The 17,614-nt window shown below is 71.2% G+C and carries 17 protein-coding genes; 8 read left to right on the top strand and 9 right to left on the bottom strand.

The annotated features are described in order from the left end of the window. Window positions 1-13: 13 nt before the first annotated feature. Entirely contained in the window at window positions 14-1,426 is a 1,413-nt protein-coding gene (locus tag WME75_RS34910; protein WP_437480018.1) for a hypothetical protein, read from the bottom strand. 666 nt (window positions 1,427-2,092) lie between these two features. On the opposite strand from WME75_RS34910, the gene WME75_RS34905 reads away from it, so the two are divergent. Beyond that, a complete protein-coding gene (locus WME75_RS34905; protein ID WP_437480015.1) occupies window positions 2,093-2,926 on the top strand; it encodes a hypothetical protein in 834 nt (277 codons plus the stop codon). A 76-nt stretch (window positions 2,927-3,002) separates the two neighbouring features. Here the strand turns inward: WME75_RS34905 and WME75_RS34900 are convergent, their stop codons facing one another. Both WME75_RS34900 and WME75_RS34895 read right to left on the bottom strand, forming a co-directional pair. Then, complete coding sequence (locus WME75_RS34900; RefSeq protein ID WP_437480013.1) at window positions 3,003-5,213, bottom strand: substrate-binding domain-containing protein; 2,211 nt, start codon at window positions 5,211-5,213, stop codon at window positions 3,003-3,005. Window positions 5,214-5,498: 285 nt separating this feature from the next. Further along, window positions 5,499-6,296, bottom strand: a complete 798-nt coding sequence (locus WME75_RS34895; protein WP_437480010.1) for a TVP38/TMEM64 family protein — start codon at window positions 6,294-6,296, stop codon at window positions 5,499-5,501. Window positions 6,297-6,378: 82 nt separating this feature from the next. Here WME75_RS34895 and WME75_RS34890 point away from each other — a divergent pair, with 82 nt between their 5' ends. Then, on the top strand, window positions 6,379-6,999 hold the full coding sequence (locus WME75_RS34890; RefSeq protein ID WP_437480007.1) for a TetR/AcrR family transcriptional regulator: 621 nt from the start codon (window positions 6,379-6,381) through the stop codon (window positions 6,997-6,999). Window positions 7,000-7,055: 56 nt separating this feature from the next. Here the strand turns inward: WME75_RS34890 and WME75_RS34885 are convergent, their stop codons facing one another. Continuing rightward, on the bottom strand, window positions 7,056-8,015 hold the full coding sequence (locus WME75_RS34885) for a hypothetical protein (RefSeq protein WP_437480004.1): 960 nt from the start codon (window positions 8,013-8,015) through the stop codon (window positions 7,056-7,058). A 250-nt stretch (window positions 8,016-8,265) separates the two neighbouring features. Between WME75_RS34885 and WME75_RS34880 the strand changes: the two genes are divergently transcribed. From WME75_RS34880 to WME75_RS34865, 4 genes are all read left to right on the top strand, one after another. Continuing rightward, window positions 8,266-9,519 (top strand): hypothetical protein, encoded by a 1,254-nt coding sequence (locus tag WME75_RS34880; RefSeq protein WP_437480002.1) that lies wholly within the window; start codon window positions 8,266-8,268, stop codon window positions 9,517-9,519. Between the two features lie 372 nt (window positions 9,520-9,891). Next, entirely contained in the window at window positions 9,892-10,299 is a 408-nt protein-coding gene (locus tag WME75_RS34875; protein WP_437480000.1) for a hypothetical protein, read from the top strand. A 139-nt stretch (window positions 10,300-10,438) separates the two neighbouring features. Then, window positions 10,439-11,356, top strand: a complete 918-nt coding sequence (locus WME75_RS34870; protein WP_437479998.1) for a cupin-like domain-containing protein — start codon at window positions 10,439-10,441, stop codon at window positions 11,354-11,356. Window positions 11,357-11,599: 243 nt separating this feature from the next. Continuing rightward, window positions 11,600-12,151 (top strand): DUF1993 domain-containing protein, encoded by a 552-nt coding sequence (locus WME75_RS34865; RefSeq protein WP_437479995.1) that lies wholly within the window; start codon window positions 11,600-11,602, stop codon window positions 12,149-12,151. 33 nt (window positions 12,152-12,184) lie between these two features. On the opposite strand, the gene WME75_RS34860 is transcribed toward WME75_RS34865, so the two are convergent. Next, window positions 12,185-13,069, bottom strand: a complete 885-nt coding sequence (locus WME75_RS34860; RefSeq protein WP_437479992.1) for a LysR family transcriptional regulator — start codon at window positions 13,067-13,069, stop codon at window positions 12,185-12,187. A 65-nt stretch (window positions 13,070-13,134) separates the two neighbouring features. On the opposite strand from WME75_RS34860, the gene WME75_RS34855 reads away from it, so the two are divergent. Then, window positions 13,135-13,938, top strand: coding sequence for an SDR family NAD(P)-dependent oxidoreductase (locus WME75_RS34855; protein ID WP_437479989.1), 804 nt, complete (start codon window positions 13,135-13,137; stop codon window positions 13,936-13,938). A gap of 179 nt (window positions 13,939-14,117) precedes the next feature. Here WME75_RS34855 and WME75_RS34850 read toward each other — a convergent pair whose 3' ends face one another. The 4 genes from WME75_RS34850 to WME75_RS34835 all read right to left on the bottom strand — a co-directional run bounded on the left by WME75_RS34850 (window position 14,118) and on the right by WME75_RS34835 (window position 16,749). Continuing rightward, window positions 14,118-14,429 carry a hypothetical protein gene (locus WME75_RS34850; RefSeq protein WP_437479987.1) on the bottom strand — a complete coding sequence of 104 codons (312 nt, stop codon included), beginning with the start codon at window positions 14,427-14,429 and terminating at the stop codon, window positions 14,118-14,120. Window positions 14,430-14,734: 305 nt separating this feature from the next. Beyond that, entirely contained in the window at window positions 14,735-14,869 is a 135-nt protein-coding gene (locus WME75_RS34845; RefSeq protein WP_437479984.1) for a hypothetical protein, read from the bottom strand. Between the two features lie 247 nt (window positions 14,870-15,116). Then, entirely contained in the window at window positions 15,117-15,857 is a 741-nt protein-coding gene (locus WME75_RS34840) for a hypothetical protein (protein ID WP_437479982.1), read from the bottom strand. A 127-nt stretch (window positions 15,858-15,984) separates the two neighbouring features. Beyond that, a complete protein-coding gene (locus WME75_RS34835) occupies window positions 15,985-16,749 on the bottom strand; it encodes a zinc-dependent peptidase (RefSeq protein ID WP_437479979.1) in 765 nt (254 codons plus the stop codon). An 82-nt stretch (window positions 16,750-16,831) separates the two neighbouring features. On the opposite strand from WME75_RS34835, the gene WME75_RS34830 reads away from it, so the two are divergent. Next, window positions 16,832-17,614 carry a DUF1287 domain-containing protein gene (locus WME75_RS34830; protein ID WP_437479976.1) on the top strand — a complete coding sequence of 261 codons (783 nt, stop codon included), beginning with the start codon at window positions 16,832-16,834 and terminating at the stop codon, window positions 17,612-17,614.

Raw genomic sequence — 17,614 nt, 5'->3', positions numbered from 1 at the left:
GGGCGGCGACTCGTCAGTGGATGCGGCGGACGCGGATGCCGTGACCATCGGCGCGCTGAACCCCGCCCGCGTCGATGTTGCTGATCGGAGCGAGCCCGCGCACCGCCATGTCCCGCCCGTGGTTCAGCAGCTCGATGACGAGCAGCCCCGGCGTGGAGCCGGTCGAGGCGTGCGGATCGCCCGAGAGTGGGTTCGGGCCGCGCAGCGAGAGGTACACGTACTTGCCGTCGGGGGCTTCACCGGCCAGATCGGGCGTGGGGTCGCTCGAGAAGGGCGAGATCAGGCTCTCGGTCTTCACGTACGCGCCGGTGGCCGCCCGGTAGATCTCGACCACGTTGGCGGCGCGATCGAAGAAATACACGTACTTTTCATTGCCGGAGCGGGCCACGCCGTGAGCGTCGCGAGGTTTGCTCGTGTCGTGCGAGAGGATGAGCGGCTCGGGGGTGTTGACCGGGTTCAAGGGGTCGTACACGTCGGGCCCGGCTTCCGGCAAGCGCCAGAGAAACCACCCGTCCGGGTTCGCGGGGTTACCGCCGCCGCCGTTGCCGAACACGAAGCCCTTGGCCTGCATGAAGCCGCAGCCGTCCCGCGGGATATGCTCGGCATCATATTCGGCGACGATGCTCATGGGCGTGGTGAACGGATCGATGGCGAGCATGCCGCCGCCGCGCAGCGACACGTACGCGGGGTAGCCGCTCTGCGGAACGAACGGGCAGATCGGCGCGTTGTCGGGGCGCAGCAGCGCGTCCTGACAGGGCAGCCCGTTAGGCGTCGTGCAGGTGGCCAGGTTCAGGGTCGCGGCCGGGTCCTGCGTGAAGGTGTTGGTGGCGAAGTTCGTGTTGATGCGCTCGAACTTCTTGCCGTTCTGATTGGCGACGAGCACGTAGCTGTCGTCCGGCGCCGGCCAGACCGCGTGGGCCTGGCGCGCGCCGCCCGCGCCGACCTCGGTGCGGAAGCAGGCGAGCGGCGCCCGGGTCACCGCGTCAAAGAACACGACGTGGCCCGACGCCACAAAGGACAGCACCGCGTGGGAGTTTTGGTCGTTGAAGACCAGCATGTGCGGGCGCACGGGGTTCACGCCCGTCTGGGCCATGCACAAGCTGGCGGTCGCGTCGGCCAGGTCGATCACCTCGGGCACGGCCGTGGCGGCGTTGCGCCGGACCTGCTGGTCGTCGTAAATGAAGATCCGGCCGCCGAAGCTCGCGCCGGGGCTGTCCGACTGATCGACGAGCCACACCTCGTGCGCGAAGGCGCTGGCCACCTTCCAGTACTTGCCGTGCTGCGGGGGCACGGGCTCCGGCGCGGGCGGCACGTAGACGCCGCCACTTCCACCGGGTGTGCCGTGGTCAGCCCCCGCGATCGACACCGCCATCGCGCTCGCCGCGAGGGTCCCCAAGAGCGCGTACCAATGCTGAATTTTTCCCACTGAAGTTTTCCTTGTGTGAAGTGATTTGCGACACAGTAGCAGCCGCCCTGCTGCGCGCAATGAATCACGGTGCAACACGACGGCGCGAGTGACGCCGTGATCAGGAGGATTCGCTCCGGCAAGGCGATGAGGAGAACACGTCGACTCGAGTCGATTGGATAGGTCCGCCGCATGTCCTTGAGTGCATGCCGCCCGCGCGGACGATGAGCGGTCAGCGTCCGCGCCTGGAGCTCGACGTCACCGAGGCGTCTGGAGCTCCTTCTCCTTAAGCCTCCTGGGACGAACGAAACGAACGACACGGCACGTCGTGACGGCCTCGTCTCATCTTCGCCGACGTCGAGACAGGCATCGGGGTCGGGTTCACCATGTTCATGGGGAACACCGACATGCACATGTTCAAGACGTACGGCGGCCAGGTCTACGGCGTGAGCGCGATCCTGGGCGCCGCCAGCAGCTCGGGTTGGGCGTGAACGAGCTTCGTTTCCACGTTGCCCCGCCGCTCTGCTGACGGCCGACCTTCACTCCACAGCTGCGGGGCTCCCACGGACCGGGGTCTCATTCCCCCTCCGCCGCGCTCCCTCCGCACAGCCCGATCGCCTGACGCCGCGCCGCCGGTGGGCCCGCGCGGCCGTGGACCGCGCCCGCGCGGCGGTGGTAGGAGAAGACATGGCGAAGAGGCGCGCAGCATGGATCTGGGCGGCGTGGACGCTCACAGCCGGCGGGTGCACCGCGCTCGCGGGGCTGGACGACAGCTACCACCTGGTGGAGGGAGCGGGCGGCACGTCGGGCGCGACGGGCGGTCTGTCGTCGGCCTCGGCCTCGGGCGGCGCGGGGGCGGGGGCGGGCGGGGGCGAGGGGGTCGTGCCCACGGACGTCGAGTGGATCGACGACATGGAAGACGGCGATGGCGCCATCGATGAGGCGGGTGGCAGGGTCGGCTACTGGTACAGCTACAATGATGGGACGGGCACGCAGACTCCCCCGGTCCACACGGAGGAGATGCCCGCCGGGTTCATCCCGGAGGCGCTCACGCCGCCGCGCGGCCAGAGCACGAGGGCGATGCACACGTCCGGGTCCGGCTTCACGATGTGGGGCGCCGGGGTCGGCTTCGCGCTGAACGGCCCGGACATGGGGCTCTTCGCCTACGACGCGTCGGCGTACACAGGTATCGTGTTCTGGGCCAAGCTCGGCGACGCCGGCGCGGTGACCACCATGAAGGTCAACCTCTCGGACAAGGTCTCGGAGCCCGCGGGCGGGATCTGCGATGAATCGGGAGAGGACGAGGCCAAGAAGTGCTTCGACCACTGGTTCTACACCGCGCGCCTCGGCACGGAGTGGGCCCCGATCGTGATCCCCTTCGAGGAGCTCACGCGCGACGGCACGGGCGCCGAGCCCACCGCCGAGGCCGTCGACGTCGCAGGGCTCTACGTGATCGAGTTCCGGTTCGCGCAGGGCGAGGATTTTGACGTCTACATCGACGACGTCGGCTTCTACAGGTGATCCCCTGAGCGGCGCGCGGCCAGGCGCGGCGCGACGCCGACCCCAGGCACGTCCAGGCCCCCTCTCGCCACGGCCATCAGGCGATGCGCGCTGCGCCGCGCTTCGCGCCGGCTGGGCGAAGACCTCCTGTCGTCAGCTCGTGAAGGGCTGCCGCCAGGGACGAGTACGTGGACAGATCGCCGAGCTCCACGTCCACGAGGCTCCTGGCGATCTCGGGGCGCAGGCCGACCAGGATGACGCGCGCGCCGAGCAGGGCGACCGCGCGGCTGGTCTGGCCCAGCGCGTGGGCGACCTGGGCGTCCACGGCGGGCACGCCGGTGAGCTCGAGCAGCACGAAGCGCGCCTCATGCCGGCCCACCCCCTCGGCCACGGCCGTGAGCACCTGGAGGGCGCGGCCCCGGTCGATCGCGCCGATCAGCGGCACGAGCAGCACGCCGGGCAGGAGCGGGATGAGCGGGCAGCCGAGATCACGCACCGTCTCCGAGAGCGTGCGCTCCATCGCGTAGGCGCCCTGCAGCTCCGCGTTCTTCGCCGAGAGCGACTGGACGAGCTCGTTGCGCTCGAGGGCGGCGGCGAGCAGCGACGCCCAGACCCCGAGCGTTCCCTCGTCGCCGGCCAGCTCGCGGAGGGTCGGCCCCATGAGCGCCAGGATCCCCCAGTCGCGCTGGGCGGTGCGGATCGGCAGGAGGATCATCATGAGCGCACCGCTCGTGGCCAAGGGCGGCAGTCGATCCACAGGAGGAAACGCCTCCAGCCGATAGCGGCCGCCGATCGGCGGCGTCGCGCTGCCATCGCGGCTGTAGGCGCCGGCGACGACGAGCGTCGTCGCGTCCTCCCGGAGCGCAAGGCAGCCCCAGAGCGCGGCGGTCTTTGCAAGCCATGAGAGCGAGAGGGATTCTTGCTGGGAGCCGCTGAGCAGCGCGAGGCCCACGTCATAGTTGGACCTCACGAGTTTCCCGAGCTGCGTCACGGCGTCTGTCTCGACGTTGAGCCGAGCCCGAGCGAGCGAGAGGTGCGCGCTGTCCAGGAACGCTTCGACCCGCTGCGCGGACGCCGCATCTCCACCCAGCCGCTCGCGACGCCGCTCGTGGGACCGGCGGAGCAGGCGGACGATCGCCATCGAGGTGCCCATGTCGGGCGCGATGCTGACGGCCTGCAGATAAGCGCGCTCCAGCTCCTTCGCCGGAGGGGGCGCGGCGCCCTCGAGCGCCGCCGAATACGCTTCGAGCACCAGGGCGACCCCTGGCCATACGGCGGCGGGCGACGTGCTGGGCGCGAGGCGCTCGGGCGCGAGGAGCAGCTCGACCATCCGCCGGTCGAGGTCGCCGCCGGCGCCGTCCCTGGACGCCGCGTCCTCGTCGAGCAAGCTCCGGATCACGTCGCATCCGCACGAGAGCCGCTGGATCAAGGTGTTCGGCGTGAGCACGAGGTCGGGCGGGGCGGTCTCGCCGGCGAGCATCGAGACGACGAGATCGCACGCGGCGCTCCCCATCATCTCGAACCGCTGGCGTACGGTGGTCAGCGGCGGATCGACGGCTTGCGCCTCCGGCACATCGTCGAAGCCGACGATCGCCAGCTCCTCGGGGATACGGACGCCCGCCGCCTTCAGCAAGGGTATCATCCCGAGCGCATTCTTGTCCGTCCCGAAGACCGCCGCCGTGCACGCATGCCGCTGCGCCAGGAGCTGCGGAGCGGCGTTCTCGCCTCCGGTATACCAGTTGTCGTCGCTCCGGATGACCAGCGCGGGATCGAACGGTATCCCCGCCTCGGCGAGCGTCACTCGGTAAGCTTCGAAGCGCACGCGCACATCGGACTCGTGGAAGCAGCCAACGAACGCGATGCGCCGGTGCCCGTGCTCGATCAGATGGCGCACCGCGCTCCGGATTCCGCTGTGGTTGTCCGGAATCACGGATGGGCAGTTGCCCTGGTGGACATGGGTGCCGACGACGACGAGCGGGATCCGCTCGGCAGCGAGCTGCTCGATGCCGTCCACCCCGATCACGACGATCCAGCCATCGACCAGTTCTCTGGCGAGCGAGGGGGCCTGGAGCGCGGCGGGCGTGCCGCGCATCACCAGCGTCCGACAACCGTGCTGCTGCGCTGCCTCGTGGATGCCCTTCAGGACCGGGTTCCAGAACGAGCCGTCGAGATAGGGGGTGATGACGCCGACGGTATGAGCACCGGCCGCTTTACGGGCGCCTTTTCCGCGCTGGGGTGGCTCGGCGAGGCGACCCGCATCGCGCGTCGAGCCGCCGGCACCTGCTCCCGTGGCGTGTCGTCCGGCCACGCGAGCTCCCTGGACCGAGCCGCCTGGTGGGCTGCCCGACGGCTCCGGCGACTCGACTTCACTGCCCCGGCTACCCTGAACCATCACCGGCTCTCCCTGCTCCCCCGTTTCATGGCTGCGCTACCCTGTCCATCCATACCATGATCCGGACGGGTTCTTCTGCCACGCATCGGTGGCGTCGAGCCCATGGACGCGAACGCGCGACGACGGCGCGCCGAGGGTGACATCGACCGGTCGCCTCGTGCCACCGCAAATCGGTCACTGGGCGGCGCGGTTCTCGCTGCGTCAGTCGCGGGCTTCAGCAGGGCGGCTCGGGCGCGCCGGGGTGGGCCGGCTGATCTCCTGCCGGGGGCGGCGGGCGACCCGAAAGAGCACCACCAGGAGGGCGACCGTCATCGCGCCCATGCCGGCCCACACCGCGGGGGGCGCGTTGCGCAGGAAGTCGAAGACCTTCTGACCGAAATAGGCGGTCGCCAGCAGGGGCAGGATGTACCCGGCCAGCGAGCCCCAGAAATGGGTCCAGAAGCGCACCCTGGAGACGCCGAAGAAGGCGTGGAGCATGGGCGGCATCCAGAAGATGAGGCGGAGCATGAACACCGTGAACAAGGCCCGCTTCTCCAGCGCCTCGTCGTAGGCGCGGAAGCGCGCCGGCACCCGCCGCGATATCCAGTCGCGCGCCACGAAGCGCGCGAACGAGAAGCCCACGACGCTCGCCGCCATGGTGCCCGCCATGGAGAGCGCGAACGCCACCGGCCACGGCCAGATGAGCGGCGCCGCCAGGATGAACACCGTGCCCGGCACGCCGAACGGCTGGAGCGCAGCATACGCCGCCACGAACGCGACGTACCCCCACGGCCCGAGCTCGACGAGCGCCAGCTTGATCCGCGCGGGCTCACCGAACGTCTCGAACAGGCCGGCGCGCTGCGCGACGACGAGGAGCGCGACCACCGCCGCCACGGCGCCGATCTTCCCCCGGCGACCGGCGCCGGCGAGGTCGGGCGGCGGCGAGACAGGGGCGACGGCCGCAGGCGGGGCGCCGCCTGGCTCGGGAGCGCGATCGGCCGGGGGGTCGGACTGCCGCACTCGACGAGCGTGACGAGCCCGGTACAAGCTGTCAAGAAGCGAGCATTGACAGATTGACCTATCGTTGTCAAAATCGTCACCCGTGAGCGGAGCGAGCTCCACCGACAGACCCGCCGAGGACGCGCGCCGCCGCCGGCTGATGGACGCGGCGCTGACGGTGTTCCTGCGCTTCGGCTTCCGGAAGGCCTCGATGGACGAGATCGCCCGCGCCGCGGGCGTCTCGCGGCAGGGGCTCTACCTCCACTTCGCCACGAAGGAGGAGCTGTTTCGCGCGTCGGTGGAGCACTTCCTCGACGGCGCGCTCGCGGCCGTGACGGCCGCGCTCGGCGACGCGGAGCTATCCCTGGAGAGGCGGCTTGTCGGCGCGTTCGACGCGTGGGTCGGCCGGTTCGTCGGCGCGCTCGGTCCCGGCGCCGCCGACCTGTCGGCCGCCTCGGACGAGCTCGTCGGCCCCATGATCGCGCAGCGCGAGGGGCAGTTCATCGAGGCCGTGACGAGGGCCCTGCGCGCCGCCGGGCTCGTGGCCGTCTACCGGCCGCTGGGGATCACGGGGCGCCAGCTTGCGGCCACGCTGCACGCTTCGGCGCGCGGGCTGAAGCACAGCGCCGGGACGCGCGAGGCCTTCGTCGAGGGCATGACCATCGCCGTGCGCGTGATGTGCTGTTCGCGCTCTCCCGGGGCCAGCGCGCGGCCGGGCGGCTGACGGGGGCGCCGCCGCAGCGCGCGCCCCCGGCCAGCGTCACCCCCGCGGCGCGACCGTCACGGGCCGCAGCCGGCGCGCCCCGCCCCGAGCGCGAGATCGTCGTACCACATCGTCTTGTTCTGGCCGTGGTACTTCTCGAATCCGAACTTGAAGAGCTTGTAGTCGTACGGCCCCCAGTCCGTGACGTGCATCGCGTCGACCTCCTTGTCGTCCACGAACACGCGCACCTCCCTGCCCGGCCCGTCGTAGTAGAACTCGAGGCAGTACCAGGTGTTCGCGACGAGCTTCACGCCGCCGGTGCACGAGTACATCCCGCCGTTCGAGAGCTTCTCGGCGTCGTCGGACTTGCGGTTCAGCTCGAGCTGACACTGGTGCTCGCCGATGCGGATGGCCTCGCCGTTGTTGGGATCGCCGTCGGCGGTCGTCGCCGCGACATAGGTGTTGTGGCCCATCTGGATGTCTGTATCGCTCCTGAGGTAGACCCTGCCCCAGAACGTGGTCGGCACGGGGACGCCGAGCATCTGGCTGAAGTCCGTCCCCGAGACCTTGACCGAGCTCGCACCGCTGTGAGCCGTGCTGTCCAGCTTGACGTAGTCGGCCGCGCTGGCGCGCAGGTGCACGGGGAAGAACTGGAGCTCGGAAGGCAGCGAGCCTCCCTCGAAGTCGGAGCAGAAAATGCTGCACGCATCGGAACCCGTGCTGCCGGTCGACGTGCTGGTCGTCGTGTCGCCGCCGCCGGTCCCCGTCGCGGCGCTGCCCGTGCCGCTTGTGACGCTGCCGCTTGTGGCGCTGCCGTTTGTGGCGCTGCCGTTTGTGGCGCTGCCGCTTGTGACGCCGCTGCCGCTGACGCCGCCGCCGGCCGCGCCGGCGCCGGCGGACGTGCTCCCGGGGCCCGCGGCGTCACCGCCGGAGCCGCCGGAGCCGCCGCCTCCGGAGTCGGATTCGCCGCCGCACGCGGCCGCGGACGCAAGCGTGAGCGCAGCAAAGAAGGCAAAGGAACGAGCCGATAAGGACATACTGGAGATCTCCTCAACAAAGGGCGCAGAATGGCCCAAGCGATGCGTGCGACTCTACCAGTGAACCCCGCGCATGTCAGGCACAACCGGAGGAGTGGACCGCGCCAGCGTCGCTGCGGGCGTGAGGACGAGGCGGCGATGCGCGCGCCCGCGTGGAGACAAGCCCTCTGCGCCGGGCGCGGTCGCGCGGCGCGCTGGAGCTCGTGCGCGGGCGTCGGCGATCCCTCCAGGTCGAGCTGATCCGGAGATCGTGTCGGTGCCGCCCGCGTTCCGGCCCTCCTTCGAGCTCACGAGCCGGCGCGTCGCGCGGCGTTACGAGGGCCTGGGCCGCGTCATCGGGGGGCTCGCGCTGCTCCCGATCGTGGTGCCTTTCGTCGTCAGCACGATCGCCGTCGTCCTCGCCCAGATGCTGGGCGATTCGAGCCTCGATCGATTCGCGCTCAGTGCGCTCGTATCGATCCTGCTCGGCGTGCCCATCGCCTTCTGCCTCGCCCTGGTGAGCGCCTTGCTCAGCACCACCGCCTTCGGCCGGAAGCGTCCGGTGCGCGTGGTCGCCGGGGAGGACGGGCTGCGCCTCACCTTCGGCGCCGTGGAGCGTTCGGTCCCGCGCGCCGAGATCCGCTCGGGCCTGGTCGTGTCCGCGCTGCGCGTACGGGTCGATCTCCACCTGCGCAGGGGGCGGGTGCTCGAGGTGCAGGTCGCGCGGGAGCGGGAGGGCGCGCGCCTGCTCGCGGCGCTCGGGATCGGCCCCGCGGAGCGGCGCGTCGCCGTCTCGCTGGGCGGCGTCAACCGCGAGCTCGCGGCCAGCTGCGTGGGCATGCCGGTCTTCATGGCCCTGTGGCTCTTCGCGAGCGGGGCGATCTCCAGGCCGCTCTTCAGCCACGCCGCGCTGGTCGTGGCGTGGCTGGCCCTCACCCTGGGGTCTACCTGGCTCTTCCGCCGCGCCGTTCGGCGCACCCGGGTCGTGGTGGGCAGCGACGGCGTGCGCGTCGAGCGGCCGTTCGCGAGCGTCTGGCTGCCTTACACCGACCTCACCGCGGTCCAGACGCGCGGCGATCGGCTCCTCCTCTCTCACGGGCGCAGCGGGGCCGCGGTCGTGCTCGGGACGGGGGAAGACCTGACCGAGTCGCTCGCGCAGCGCATCCGTGAGGCGCACGCGTCCGCGGTCGGCAGCGCGGCGCCGCGCGGCGCCGCGGCGCTGGAGCGGCGCGGCCGCGACCTCGCGGCGTGGCGCGACGAGCTCCGCAAGCTGATGGCCGCCGGCGACTACCGCGCCACGACCCTGAACCCCGAGGACGTGCTCCACACCCTCGACGACGCCGACTCCCCGCCGGATCGCCGGATCGGCGCGGCGCTCCTGCTGCGCATCGCCGGCTACCCCGAGGCGCGGGACCGCATCCGCGTCGCCGCCGACGCCACGGCCGACGACGCGCTCCGCACGGCGCTGGAGCACGCCGCCGAGGAGGAGGTCGACGACGCCGCGCTCGCGCGGGCCCTGCGCTGAGCCTGAGCCACGAAGCGTGAGCCACTCTGGGCCACGGGGGACGGGGACTTCGGGTCACACCCACAAACGACATGAAATCCAGGGATTTCTGGCGCCGATGGGATGGCACATGTCGTGCACGATGCAGAAGCGGAGGTGTTCATGTCACGGTTCTTTCTTTCGGACGATGCATCCTTGTTATCGCCGCGGCCCACGCCCCCGCCTCGGACGGCGGCCCTGGTTCGGGGGGTATCCCGCGCTGCCGCTGCGGCTGCTGCCGTCTTCGTGGTTGCCTGTGGTGCGCCCGGCGTCGAGGATGGGAATCAGGGTGATCAGCCCACCACCGAGCCTCAGCCTGACGAGGGCTGTGGCGGCACGACGGTGATCCCGCCGATGCATCCTCCTCTCGACGACGAGGGCGAGATCATCCCACCGATGCCGCCGCCGGACGGGGAGGGGGGCGAAGCCATCCCGCCGATGCCGCCGCCGATGCCGCCGCCGATGCCGCCGCCGTGCGGCGACGAGGGCGAGATCATCCCGCCGATGCCGCCGCCGGACGGGGAGGGGGGCGAGATCATCCCGCCGATGCCCCCGCCTCCGCCGTGCGGCGACGAGGGCGAGATCATCCCGCCGATGCCGCCGCCGCTGGACGGGGAGGAGGGCGAGATCATCCCGCCGATGCCGCCGCCGCTGGACGGGGAGGAGGGCGAGATCATCCCGCCGATGCCGCCGCCGCTGGACGGGGAGGAGGGCGAGATCATCCCGCCGATGCCGCCGCCGATGCCGCCGCCGTGCGAGTGAGGTGTTCGAGGGGCGCGCCGGTGCATCCGTTGATCTCGTGAGGTGGAAGATGGGCGAACGTGAACGCGAGCTGGAAGTTGCGCCCGAGTGGTGGCGCTGGGCCACGGAGAACCTGCTTCGTGGCGTGTCGGAAAGCGTGGTGTCGGAGCAGCTTGAGGCAGCGGGCGTGAACAGCGCGCAGGCAAGGGAGCTGCTCTCGACGATCGTCCGTTCGCCCATCTTCCTCGCTGCCCGGCCCTTTGCCCGGTCGGCGCGGCAGCAAGAGATGCTGGTGCGGCTGAAGCAGAGGATGGCGTCGAACGCCCTCGATCCGACGGGGATCCCGCGGCGCTCCGGCGTGTCAGCCGCGGAGTTCCGCGACGTCTATGTCGCCGGGAACCTCCCGGTCATCCTGACCGACGTGGTGACGCGCTGGCCCGCGTTTGGCCGGTGGACGCCGGCCTATCTCGCCGAGGCGTTCGGCGACGTCGTGGTCGATGTCACGACGGGGCGCCAGAGCGATCCCGACTACGACATGCACGCGGCGCGGCACACGCAGAGCACGTCGCTGCGCGACTTCGTCGCGCGCATCGAGGCCGCGCGCACGGAGACGAACGACTTCTACATGGTCGCCAACAACCGTGTCCTCGAGCGGACGAGGCTGGGCTCGCTGCTGAACGACGTGGTGCTCCCGGACGGGTACTGCGCCGCGCAGCGGCTCCTCGGCAGCTCGGCGCTGTGGCTCGGCCCCGCCGGGACCGTCACGCCGCTGCATTACGACACGTCCAACATCCTCTTCGGGCAGGTGTACGGCAGGAAGCGATACCGCATGATCGCGCCGTTCGAGACGTCGCTGTTCGAGGGCGCGCGCGCGATGTACGCCGAACGGGACCCGGAGCAGGACCCGATGAGCCCGGTGCTCGTGAAGGACGTCGTGCTCGATCCGGGCGAGGCGCTCTTCATCCCGGTCGGCTGGTGGCACCATGTCCGCGCGCTCGATGTCAGCATCAGCGTGGGGATCAACAGCTTTCCGTTCCACAACAACTTCGACTGGTACCGGCCGGGCAGCGTCGTGTAGCGCCCGATGCGGAGCAGCGCGCTTCAGGCGGCCCTGACCTGGCCCTGACCGGCGCGCGGGGCAGGGCTGGGCACCGGGCGAGGGGGTGGCGAGCGGGTCTTCGACGTCCTGCTCGCCCCTCAGCAGCTCCGCGCACGCGTCCTCGGGCGGCGGGCTCGCGGCGGGCACGGTTCTGAGGTAGTCATCGGCGCTCAGGGCGGCTCCTCGCAGGAGCGAAGACGCCCCTCACTCCCGGAGGGTCTCATGAGGGTTCCGATGCACGCGATGGCGGTCGACTCGTCGGTGATGATGCTGCGCAACCTGCTCGGCATCCTGGACAAGGGGGAGGCGCACGCGCGCGCGAAGGGCTTTGACCCTGCCGTGCTCGTGAACGGGCGCCTCGCGCCGGACATGTTCCCGCTCTTCAACCAGGTGCAATTCGTCTGTTACGGCGCCGAGGACTGCGCGGCGCGCCTGATGGGCAAGGAGGCGCCGCCTCTGGACGCCGGCGAGGAGACGCTGGAGGCGCTGAAGGCGCGGATCACCAGGACGATCGCTCGCCTCGAGGCGGCGCCCGCGGCCGCGTTCGAGGGCGCGGAGGATCGGGAGATCTCCGTCCCGCTGCGCGACGACCTGGTGCTGGAGCTCAAGGGGCTCGCCTACCTGAAGGACTGGGCAATCCCGCAATTCTATTTTCACCTGGTCACGGCGTACGCCATCCTTCGCCACAACGGGGTCGATCTCGGCAAGGCGGACTACGTGGCCGGTCTCGGCAACGCGATCCGCAAGAGAGGCGGCGGAGGGGCGCAGGAGTAGCCGCGCCTCTCACTCGGGCGTGCCCACGGCGCGCTAGCGAAGCGCGTCGCGCACCGCCGCGTCGAGCGTGTCGAGCACGAGGCGCACGCGCGGCACCTTCCGCAGCTCTCGATGGTAGGCGATGTAGATGGGCAGCGACGGCAGCTCCGCGTCGACCTCGAGCCGCACGAGCCCCATCGAGCGCACCGCGGTCTCGGACATGAGCGCGATCCCCTGGCCCTGCAGCGTCGCTTCGAGGAGCGCGTGGTGCGAGTTCGACCGCAGGACGAAGCGCTTCGCGCCGTGAGCCGCGAGCCACGTCATCTTCGTCGTCGGCCCCATCATCCCTTCGTAACCGACGAAATCGTGGCGCTCGAACTCCGCCGTCCTCAGCCGCCCGCCCCGCAGCCTCCGCTCGACGTAGCTCGGCGCGGCGTAGAGCCCGAACGAAGCCCGCCCGACCAAGCGATGGACGACCACGGGAGACGACGACTTGCTCGAGCGCATCGCGATGTCCGCCTCGCGCCGCGCGAGGTCGACGAGCCGCGTCTCGGAGAGGATCTCGAGCTGCAGCGCCGGATACAGCCGACGGAGCTCGCAGAGGAACTGCGTGACGGGCCGCACGATCTCATCGCTCAGCGACACGCGCACCGTCCCGGAGAGCGTCTCCTCCCCCTTGTCACGGCGGATCGCGTGTATCCCGCTCTCCATTTGCTCGGCGAGCGCCACGAGATCGAGCGCGTCGGGCTCGACCGACGTCCCCCCGTTGCCCCGGCGCACCAGCGGCCGCCCGAGCGCCGCTTCCAGCGCGTCGATGCGCCGCGCCGCGGTGGAGGTCGAGACCCCGAGCGCCCTGCCCGCGGCGAGGAAGCTGCGATGGCGGTGCAGCGCGAGGAGCACGCGGAGATCGTCCCAGAGCGGAGGGCCGGCGTTTTGCATCCGTGGAAATCGGATTACCACCGATGTCCGTTGTCGACAAGCGCGCTGGAGGCCATCTTCCAGGCATGAATGCTTTTCATTTCGAGGGCAAGACGGTGCTCATCACGGGCGCCTCGATGGGCATCGGCGAGGCGTTCGCCCGCGAGCTGTCGCGGCGCGGGGCGACCCTGGTCCTCGTCGCCCGCGGCGAAGAGAAGCTCGCCGCGCTGGCCTCCGAGCTCGGCAAGGCGCATGTCATCGCCGCGGATCTCACCGCTCCGGGCGCCGCGCAGCGCGTCTTCGACGCCGTCAGGGCCAAGGGGCTCGACGTCGATGTCCTCGTCAACAACGCCGGCTTCGGCGTTCAAGGCGCCTTCGACGGCCTCGCTCTGGCGACGCAACGCGAGCAGATCGATCTCAACGTCGGCGCGCTCGTCGAGCTCACGCATCTCTTCATGCCCATGGTCGAGCGGCGTCAGGGGGGCGTCATCCAGGTGGCGTCGATGGCGGCCTTCCAGCCGATCCCGTACTTCGCGGTCTACGCGGCGACGAAGGCGTTCGTCCTCTCCTTCGGCGAGGCGCTCTGGGCCGAGTACCGCCCGCGCGGCGTGCGCGTCCTCACCTTGTGCCCTGGCGCGACGGAGACGCCGTTCTTCCAGCGCTCGGGCGAGGTCCCGGGGACCCGCAAGAAGGCGCGGCCCGAGGACGTGGTGCGCCTCGGCCTCGCGGCCTTCGTGGCCGGCCGCGCCTCGGTCCTCCACGGCGCAGGGAACAACCTCTCCACGTTTCTCCTTCGCTTCTTCAGCCGCGAGTTCACCGTGAAGACGTTGGCCCGCCTGATGAAGCCGCAGGCGCCCGAGCTCCCCGGCGCCGCTCGTCGCGCGGCGTGACCTCGAGGCTCCCCCGGCGCCCCGGTCGCGCCGCTGGGCGGGCCAGGTGCGCTGTCGGCCTCGATGCGTATCGCGGTGGGCGCTGCGCGCGCGGGGAGGAGGGCCACGGAGTTGCGCTGTTCGCCGTCGCCGTGGCGCATCCTCCGTGCCCCGCGCTCGCGCCGGAGCCTCGCTCCAGCTCAGTTGATGAGCAGACAGCCGACCTGTTGGGCGACCTGATGGCACGACGGCGTGCCGGCGAATGCAGCGCCGCCCGTGCGTTCCCGGGCGCAGTGGAGCCCATTCGCGAGGACCGTCAGGCTGGCCGCCGCCCTTCCGAAGGGGGCCCCGGATGACATCGAGCACTGGAAGATCGTTCCCGGCGGGAGCCACGCGTCCACGACCTCTCCGGGCGACGCGTCATCGAGGCCCGTGTCGGCGGCGTCCGAGGGCGCGGCGCCGGCTGCGAGGGTGAACGCGGTCACGAGCGTGAGCCCAAGGCCTGCGCACATTGTTCGAAGAGTGCTCATTGGTAACCCCCTTGTCGATCGCGATCGAGCGTGCACCGTGCACCAATCACGATCTCACGCTCACCTGTTGCAACGGCGATGCCCAGGGCGTCCGCCACCGGGCGACACGATCTCCGGCGACCGCGAGGCAGCATCATGCTCGTGGGTTTCGCTGCCGCCTGCTGCGTGATCCCGCGTGTTCACTCGAGGCACCTGGGGTCTGCGCAGGTGTGGGCGGTCGCGTTGCCTTTTTGGGCCCCTGCCGACGGCAGGAGCCGCACGCGCGGACAACCCGCTTGGAAAGCGCCTCACGCGGCCAGGAAGACACGGACCCTCGCGATGATGAGACACGGGCCAGGCTGCCACCCCGGGCGTGCGCAGCGCTTCAGCCTCGCCATCAGCGAGATCTGGATGAGCACCGCGATCGTGCATACGACGTTCATGTCGCCGGTGCGCCTGAGACGCAAGTGCGCCGCGCGGGCCGTTTCCAAGGGAACCTCGGGAGCATCGCGAGCAGGCGGAGCGAGTGCTCGGTGTATATCCAGCGCTGACACGAAAAGCTTGTCTCTTCGATGCGCAGGGATGCGCCCGGTGACGGGAATATCGAACGTGTGAGAAAAGCGCGACGCGAAGGTCTCGAGCGGGTGCTCCGCGCCGGCGACTCCAAGCCGGCCGCTCCACGGCAGGGCCTCAGTCGACGCTGACGGTGGTCACGGCGGTCCAGTCGTTGCGGCCGCCTTCGGAGACGAAGTGGAAGCGGAGCGCGTCCTCGTGGCGTGCCGTCGAGACGACGGCCGCGCAGGCGCCGACGAAGTCGTCGTCGTGGCACGTGTCGCGGAGATCTCCGCCGTCGTCGAGCACGCCGACGCGGACGGGCGCCGCGTTGTCGCGCAGGTACGGGGCGGCGATGAGCTCGGCCAGGGCCGACGGGGAGGGGACGGGCGCGTCGAGGTCCCAGAGGCGAAGGTGCTTTGCGTCGGCGAGGTGGGCATAGAGCCGCTCGACCTCCTTGCCCGCGTCCTCCTCGACGGCGAGGGCGAGGAGGAGGATGCGGTCGTCCTCGCGGGCGCGAGCGCGGGCCTTGAACGAGAGGGGAGCGCGGAGGGTGAGCACGACGGGGAAGCGGCCCTCCGGCGCGCTGAAACGGACGAGGGTGCGGCCGAGCGGGCGAGGCGGCGTGAGGCGGGTCGGGGCGCCCGGGTCAGGGGGGACGAGGAGGTACGCGGCGAGGAGGAGGACAGGCTCGGGCGCGCCGCGGAGGAGGCCGTCGTGGCCGGAGGCGAGCTCGAGGGCGGTGAGGTTGAGGCGAAGGCGGAAGGAGCGCACGCGCTTCGCGGGCGGCTCGGCGGAGGCAGGCGACGCGGGGGACGCCGGGGCAGGCGCGGGGGACGCGCCGGCCTTGCGGGACTTGGATTTGCGCTTTCGGGCCATCGAGGGAGCAGGGAGATACCATGACGGGCGGCGCACGGGCGATCGGCGCGCGGGCGATCGGCGCGCGGGCGATCGGCGCGCGGGCGATCGGCGCGCGGGGTGGCGAGGGCGGCGGCCCGCGGCGCCGCTATCGGCCGGCCGGGTCCTGCCGATAGAACACCTTCAGCTGATCGTAGAGCTCCGGGTGCTTCGCCCTGAGCTTGCGTGGCTTCTCGAAGAAGGCCTCGGTGACGACGGCGAAGAACTCGGCCGGGTTCGTCGCGCCGTAGGGGTCGATGACCGTGCGCTTGAGGCTCGCCTCGTCGCGGAGCAGGCGCTCGTACTCGCGGCCGAGGATGCGCGCCCACGCGGCGTACATCGAGCGCTCCGGCAGCTCGGGCGCGCCGTCGGCGGGGCCTTCCTCCTGGTCGAGCTGGTGCGCGAACTCGTGGAGCACGAGGTTGTGACCGTCGCTCACGTCCGCCGCGCCCGCGAGGACGCCGTCCCACGCGAGCACGACCGCGCCGCGCGACCACGACTCCCCGAGCCGCGCGCGGCCGCCCTCGACGACGACGCCCCCGTCCCGCACCTCCCGGCCGCGGGCCACGTAGGTGCTCGGGTAGACGAGGATGACCTCGAGCTCGGGGTAGTAGTCCGTCTCGCGGTGCAAGAGGAGGAGGCACGCCTGCGCTGCCACCGTGACCCGGATCTCGTCGGTGATCTCCAGGCCGCCGCACCCCTCGAACGGCTTCTCGGCCAGGAAGACCTGGATATGCCCGAGGAGCTCCTCTTGGTCCTCGGTCGGGAGGCGGCTGAAGCAGGGCACGTTCCGGTCGAGGATCGCGCGCCACGCGGGTGGAAAGGGCGCGCGGCGGACGGCGGCGCGCCGCCGCCTCCTGAGAAAGGCCAGCATCGACGCCCATCCTACCCGCTCGCGCGGCCCTGCCGGAAGACGGGCCATGTCACAGATCGTCCTCCTCGGCCGAGGAGGGGTCATGAGCTCACGCTTCCGGGCCTTCGTCGCCGCGGTACCCCTCCTGGCCTGTAGCTCGCCAGAGCTCGCTCCCCGCGAGATCCGCGTCGCGCCGGCCCCTGCGCCTGCGCTCGTGCGGACCCCCGTGCCCGCGGCGAAGTCCGCGCCCGGCCCGACCTCCGCGCACGCGTCTGCTCCAGCGCCCCTCGCCGGGCCCGCCCCCGCCGCGGCGTCCTCCAGCGCCATCGTTGCTCGCGCGCGCCTCGAGGTCGCCCGGGGCGTCACCTACGATCCCGCCTGGGTCGCCATCGGCTACCCGGGCGGCGATCCGGCCCCCGATCGCGGCGTCTGCACCGATGTCGTCATCCGCGCCGTCCGCGCCACGGGCGTCGATCTCCAGAAGAGGATTCACGAAGACGTCCTCGCGCGCCGCGCCGCCTACACGACGGTCGAGCGCCCCGATCGCAACATCGATCATCGCCGCGTCGGACCGATGCTCACCTACCTGCGCGCCCACGCCACGCCGCTCCCGAGGACGTTCGACGAGGCCGCGGTGAGCACATGGAAGCCTGGCGATATCGTGGTCTGGGCCCTCAAGCGGTGCCCCGCGTGCGCGCCGGATCACGTCGGCATCGTCAGCGACCGCAAGGGGCCGCGCGGCCTCCCGCTCGTCCTTCACAACATCGGCCCGAGGCCGAGCGAGGACGATGCGCTCGACGCCTGGACCGTGCTCGGCCACTTCAGGGTTCAGCCGGCGGCGGCGCACGAGGAGGTCGAGGAAGCTCGAACCGGCTCCGGCCCGTGA

The organism is Sorangium sp. So ce1014 (assembly GCF_051521505.1).
In the GTDB taxonomy this organism is placed as follows: domain Bacteria; phylum Myxococcota_A; class Polyangia; order Polyangiales; family Polyangiaceae; genus Sorangium.
The sequence above is the reverse complement of the archived record's forward strand: the minus strand, read 5'-3'. Positions and strand labels throughout refer to the sequence as shown.

Coding starts and splice junctions, on each gene's coding strand:
- WME75_RS34905 (WP_437480015.1), top strand. CDS start 2,093: ATGGCGAAGAGGCGCGCAGCATGGATCTGGGCGGCGTGGACGCTCACA.
- WME75_RS34885 (WP_437480004.1), bottom strand. CDS start 8,015: ATGTCCTTATCGGCTCGTTCCTTTGCCTTCTTTGCTGCGCTCACGCTT.
- WME75_RS34875 (WP_437480000.1), top strand. CDS start 9,892: ATGCATCCTCCTCTCGACGACGAGGGCGAGATCATCCCACCGATGCCG.
- WME75_RS34865 (WP_437479995.1), top strand. CDS start 11,600: ATGAGGGTTCCGATGCACGCGATGGCGGTCGACTCGTCGGTGATGATG.
- WME75_RS34860 (WP_437479992.1), bottom strand. CDS start 13,069: ATGCAAAACGCCGGCCCTCCGCTCTGGGACGATCTCCGCGTGCTCCTC.
- WME75_RS34855 (WP_437479989.1), top strand. CDS start 13,135: ATGAATGCTTTTCATTTCGAGGGCAAGACGGTGCTCATCACGGGCGCC.
- WME75_RS34850 (WP_437479987.1), bottom strand. CDS start 14,429: ATGTGCGCAGGCCTTGGGCTCACGCTCGTGACCGCGTTCACCCTCGCA.
- WME75_RS34845 (WP_437479984.1), bottom strand. CDS start 14,869: ATGAACGTCGTATGCACGATCGCGGTGCTCATCCAGATCTCGCTGATG.
- WME75_RS34840 (WP_437479982.1), bottom strand. CDS start 15,857: ATGGCCCGAAAGCGCAAATCCAAGTCCCGCAAGGCCGGCGCGTCCCCC.
- WME75_RS34835 (WP_437479979.1), bottom strand. CDS start 16,749: ATGCTGGCCTTTCTCAGGAGGCGGCGGCGCGCCGCCGTCCGCCGCGCG.
- WME75_RS34830 (WP_437479976.1), top strand. CDS start 16,832: ATGAGCTCACGCTTCCGGGCCTTCGTCGCCGCGGTACCCCTCCTGGCC.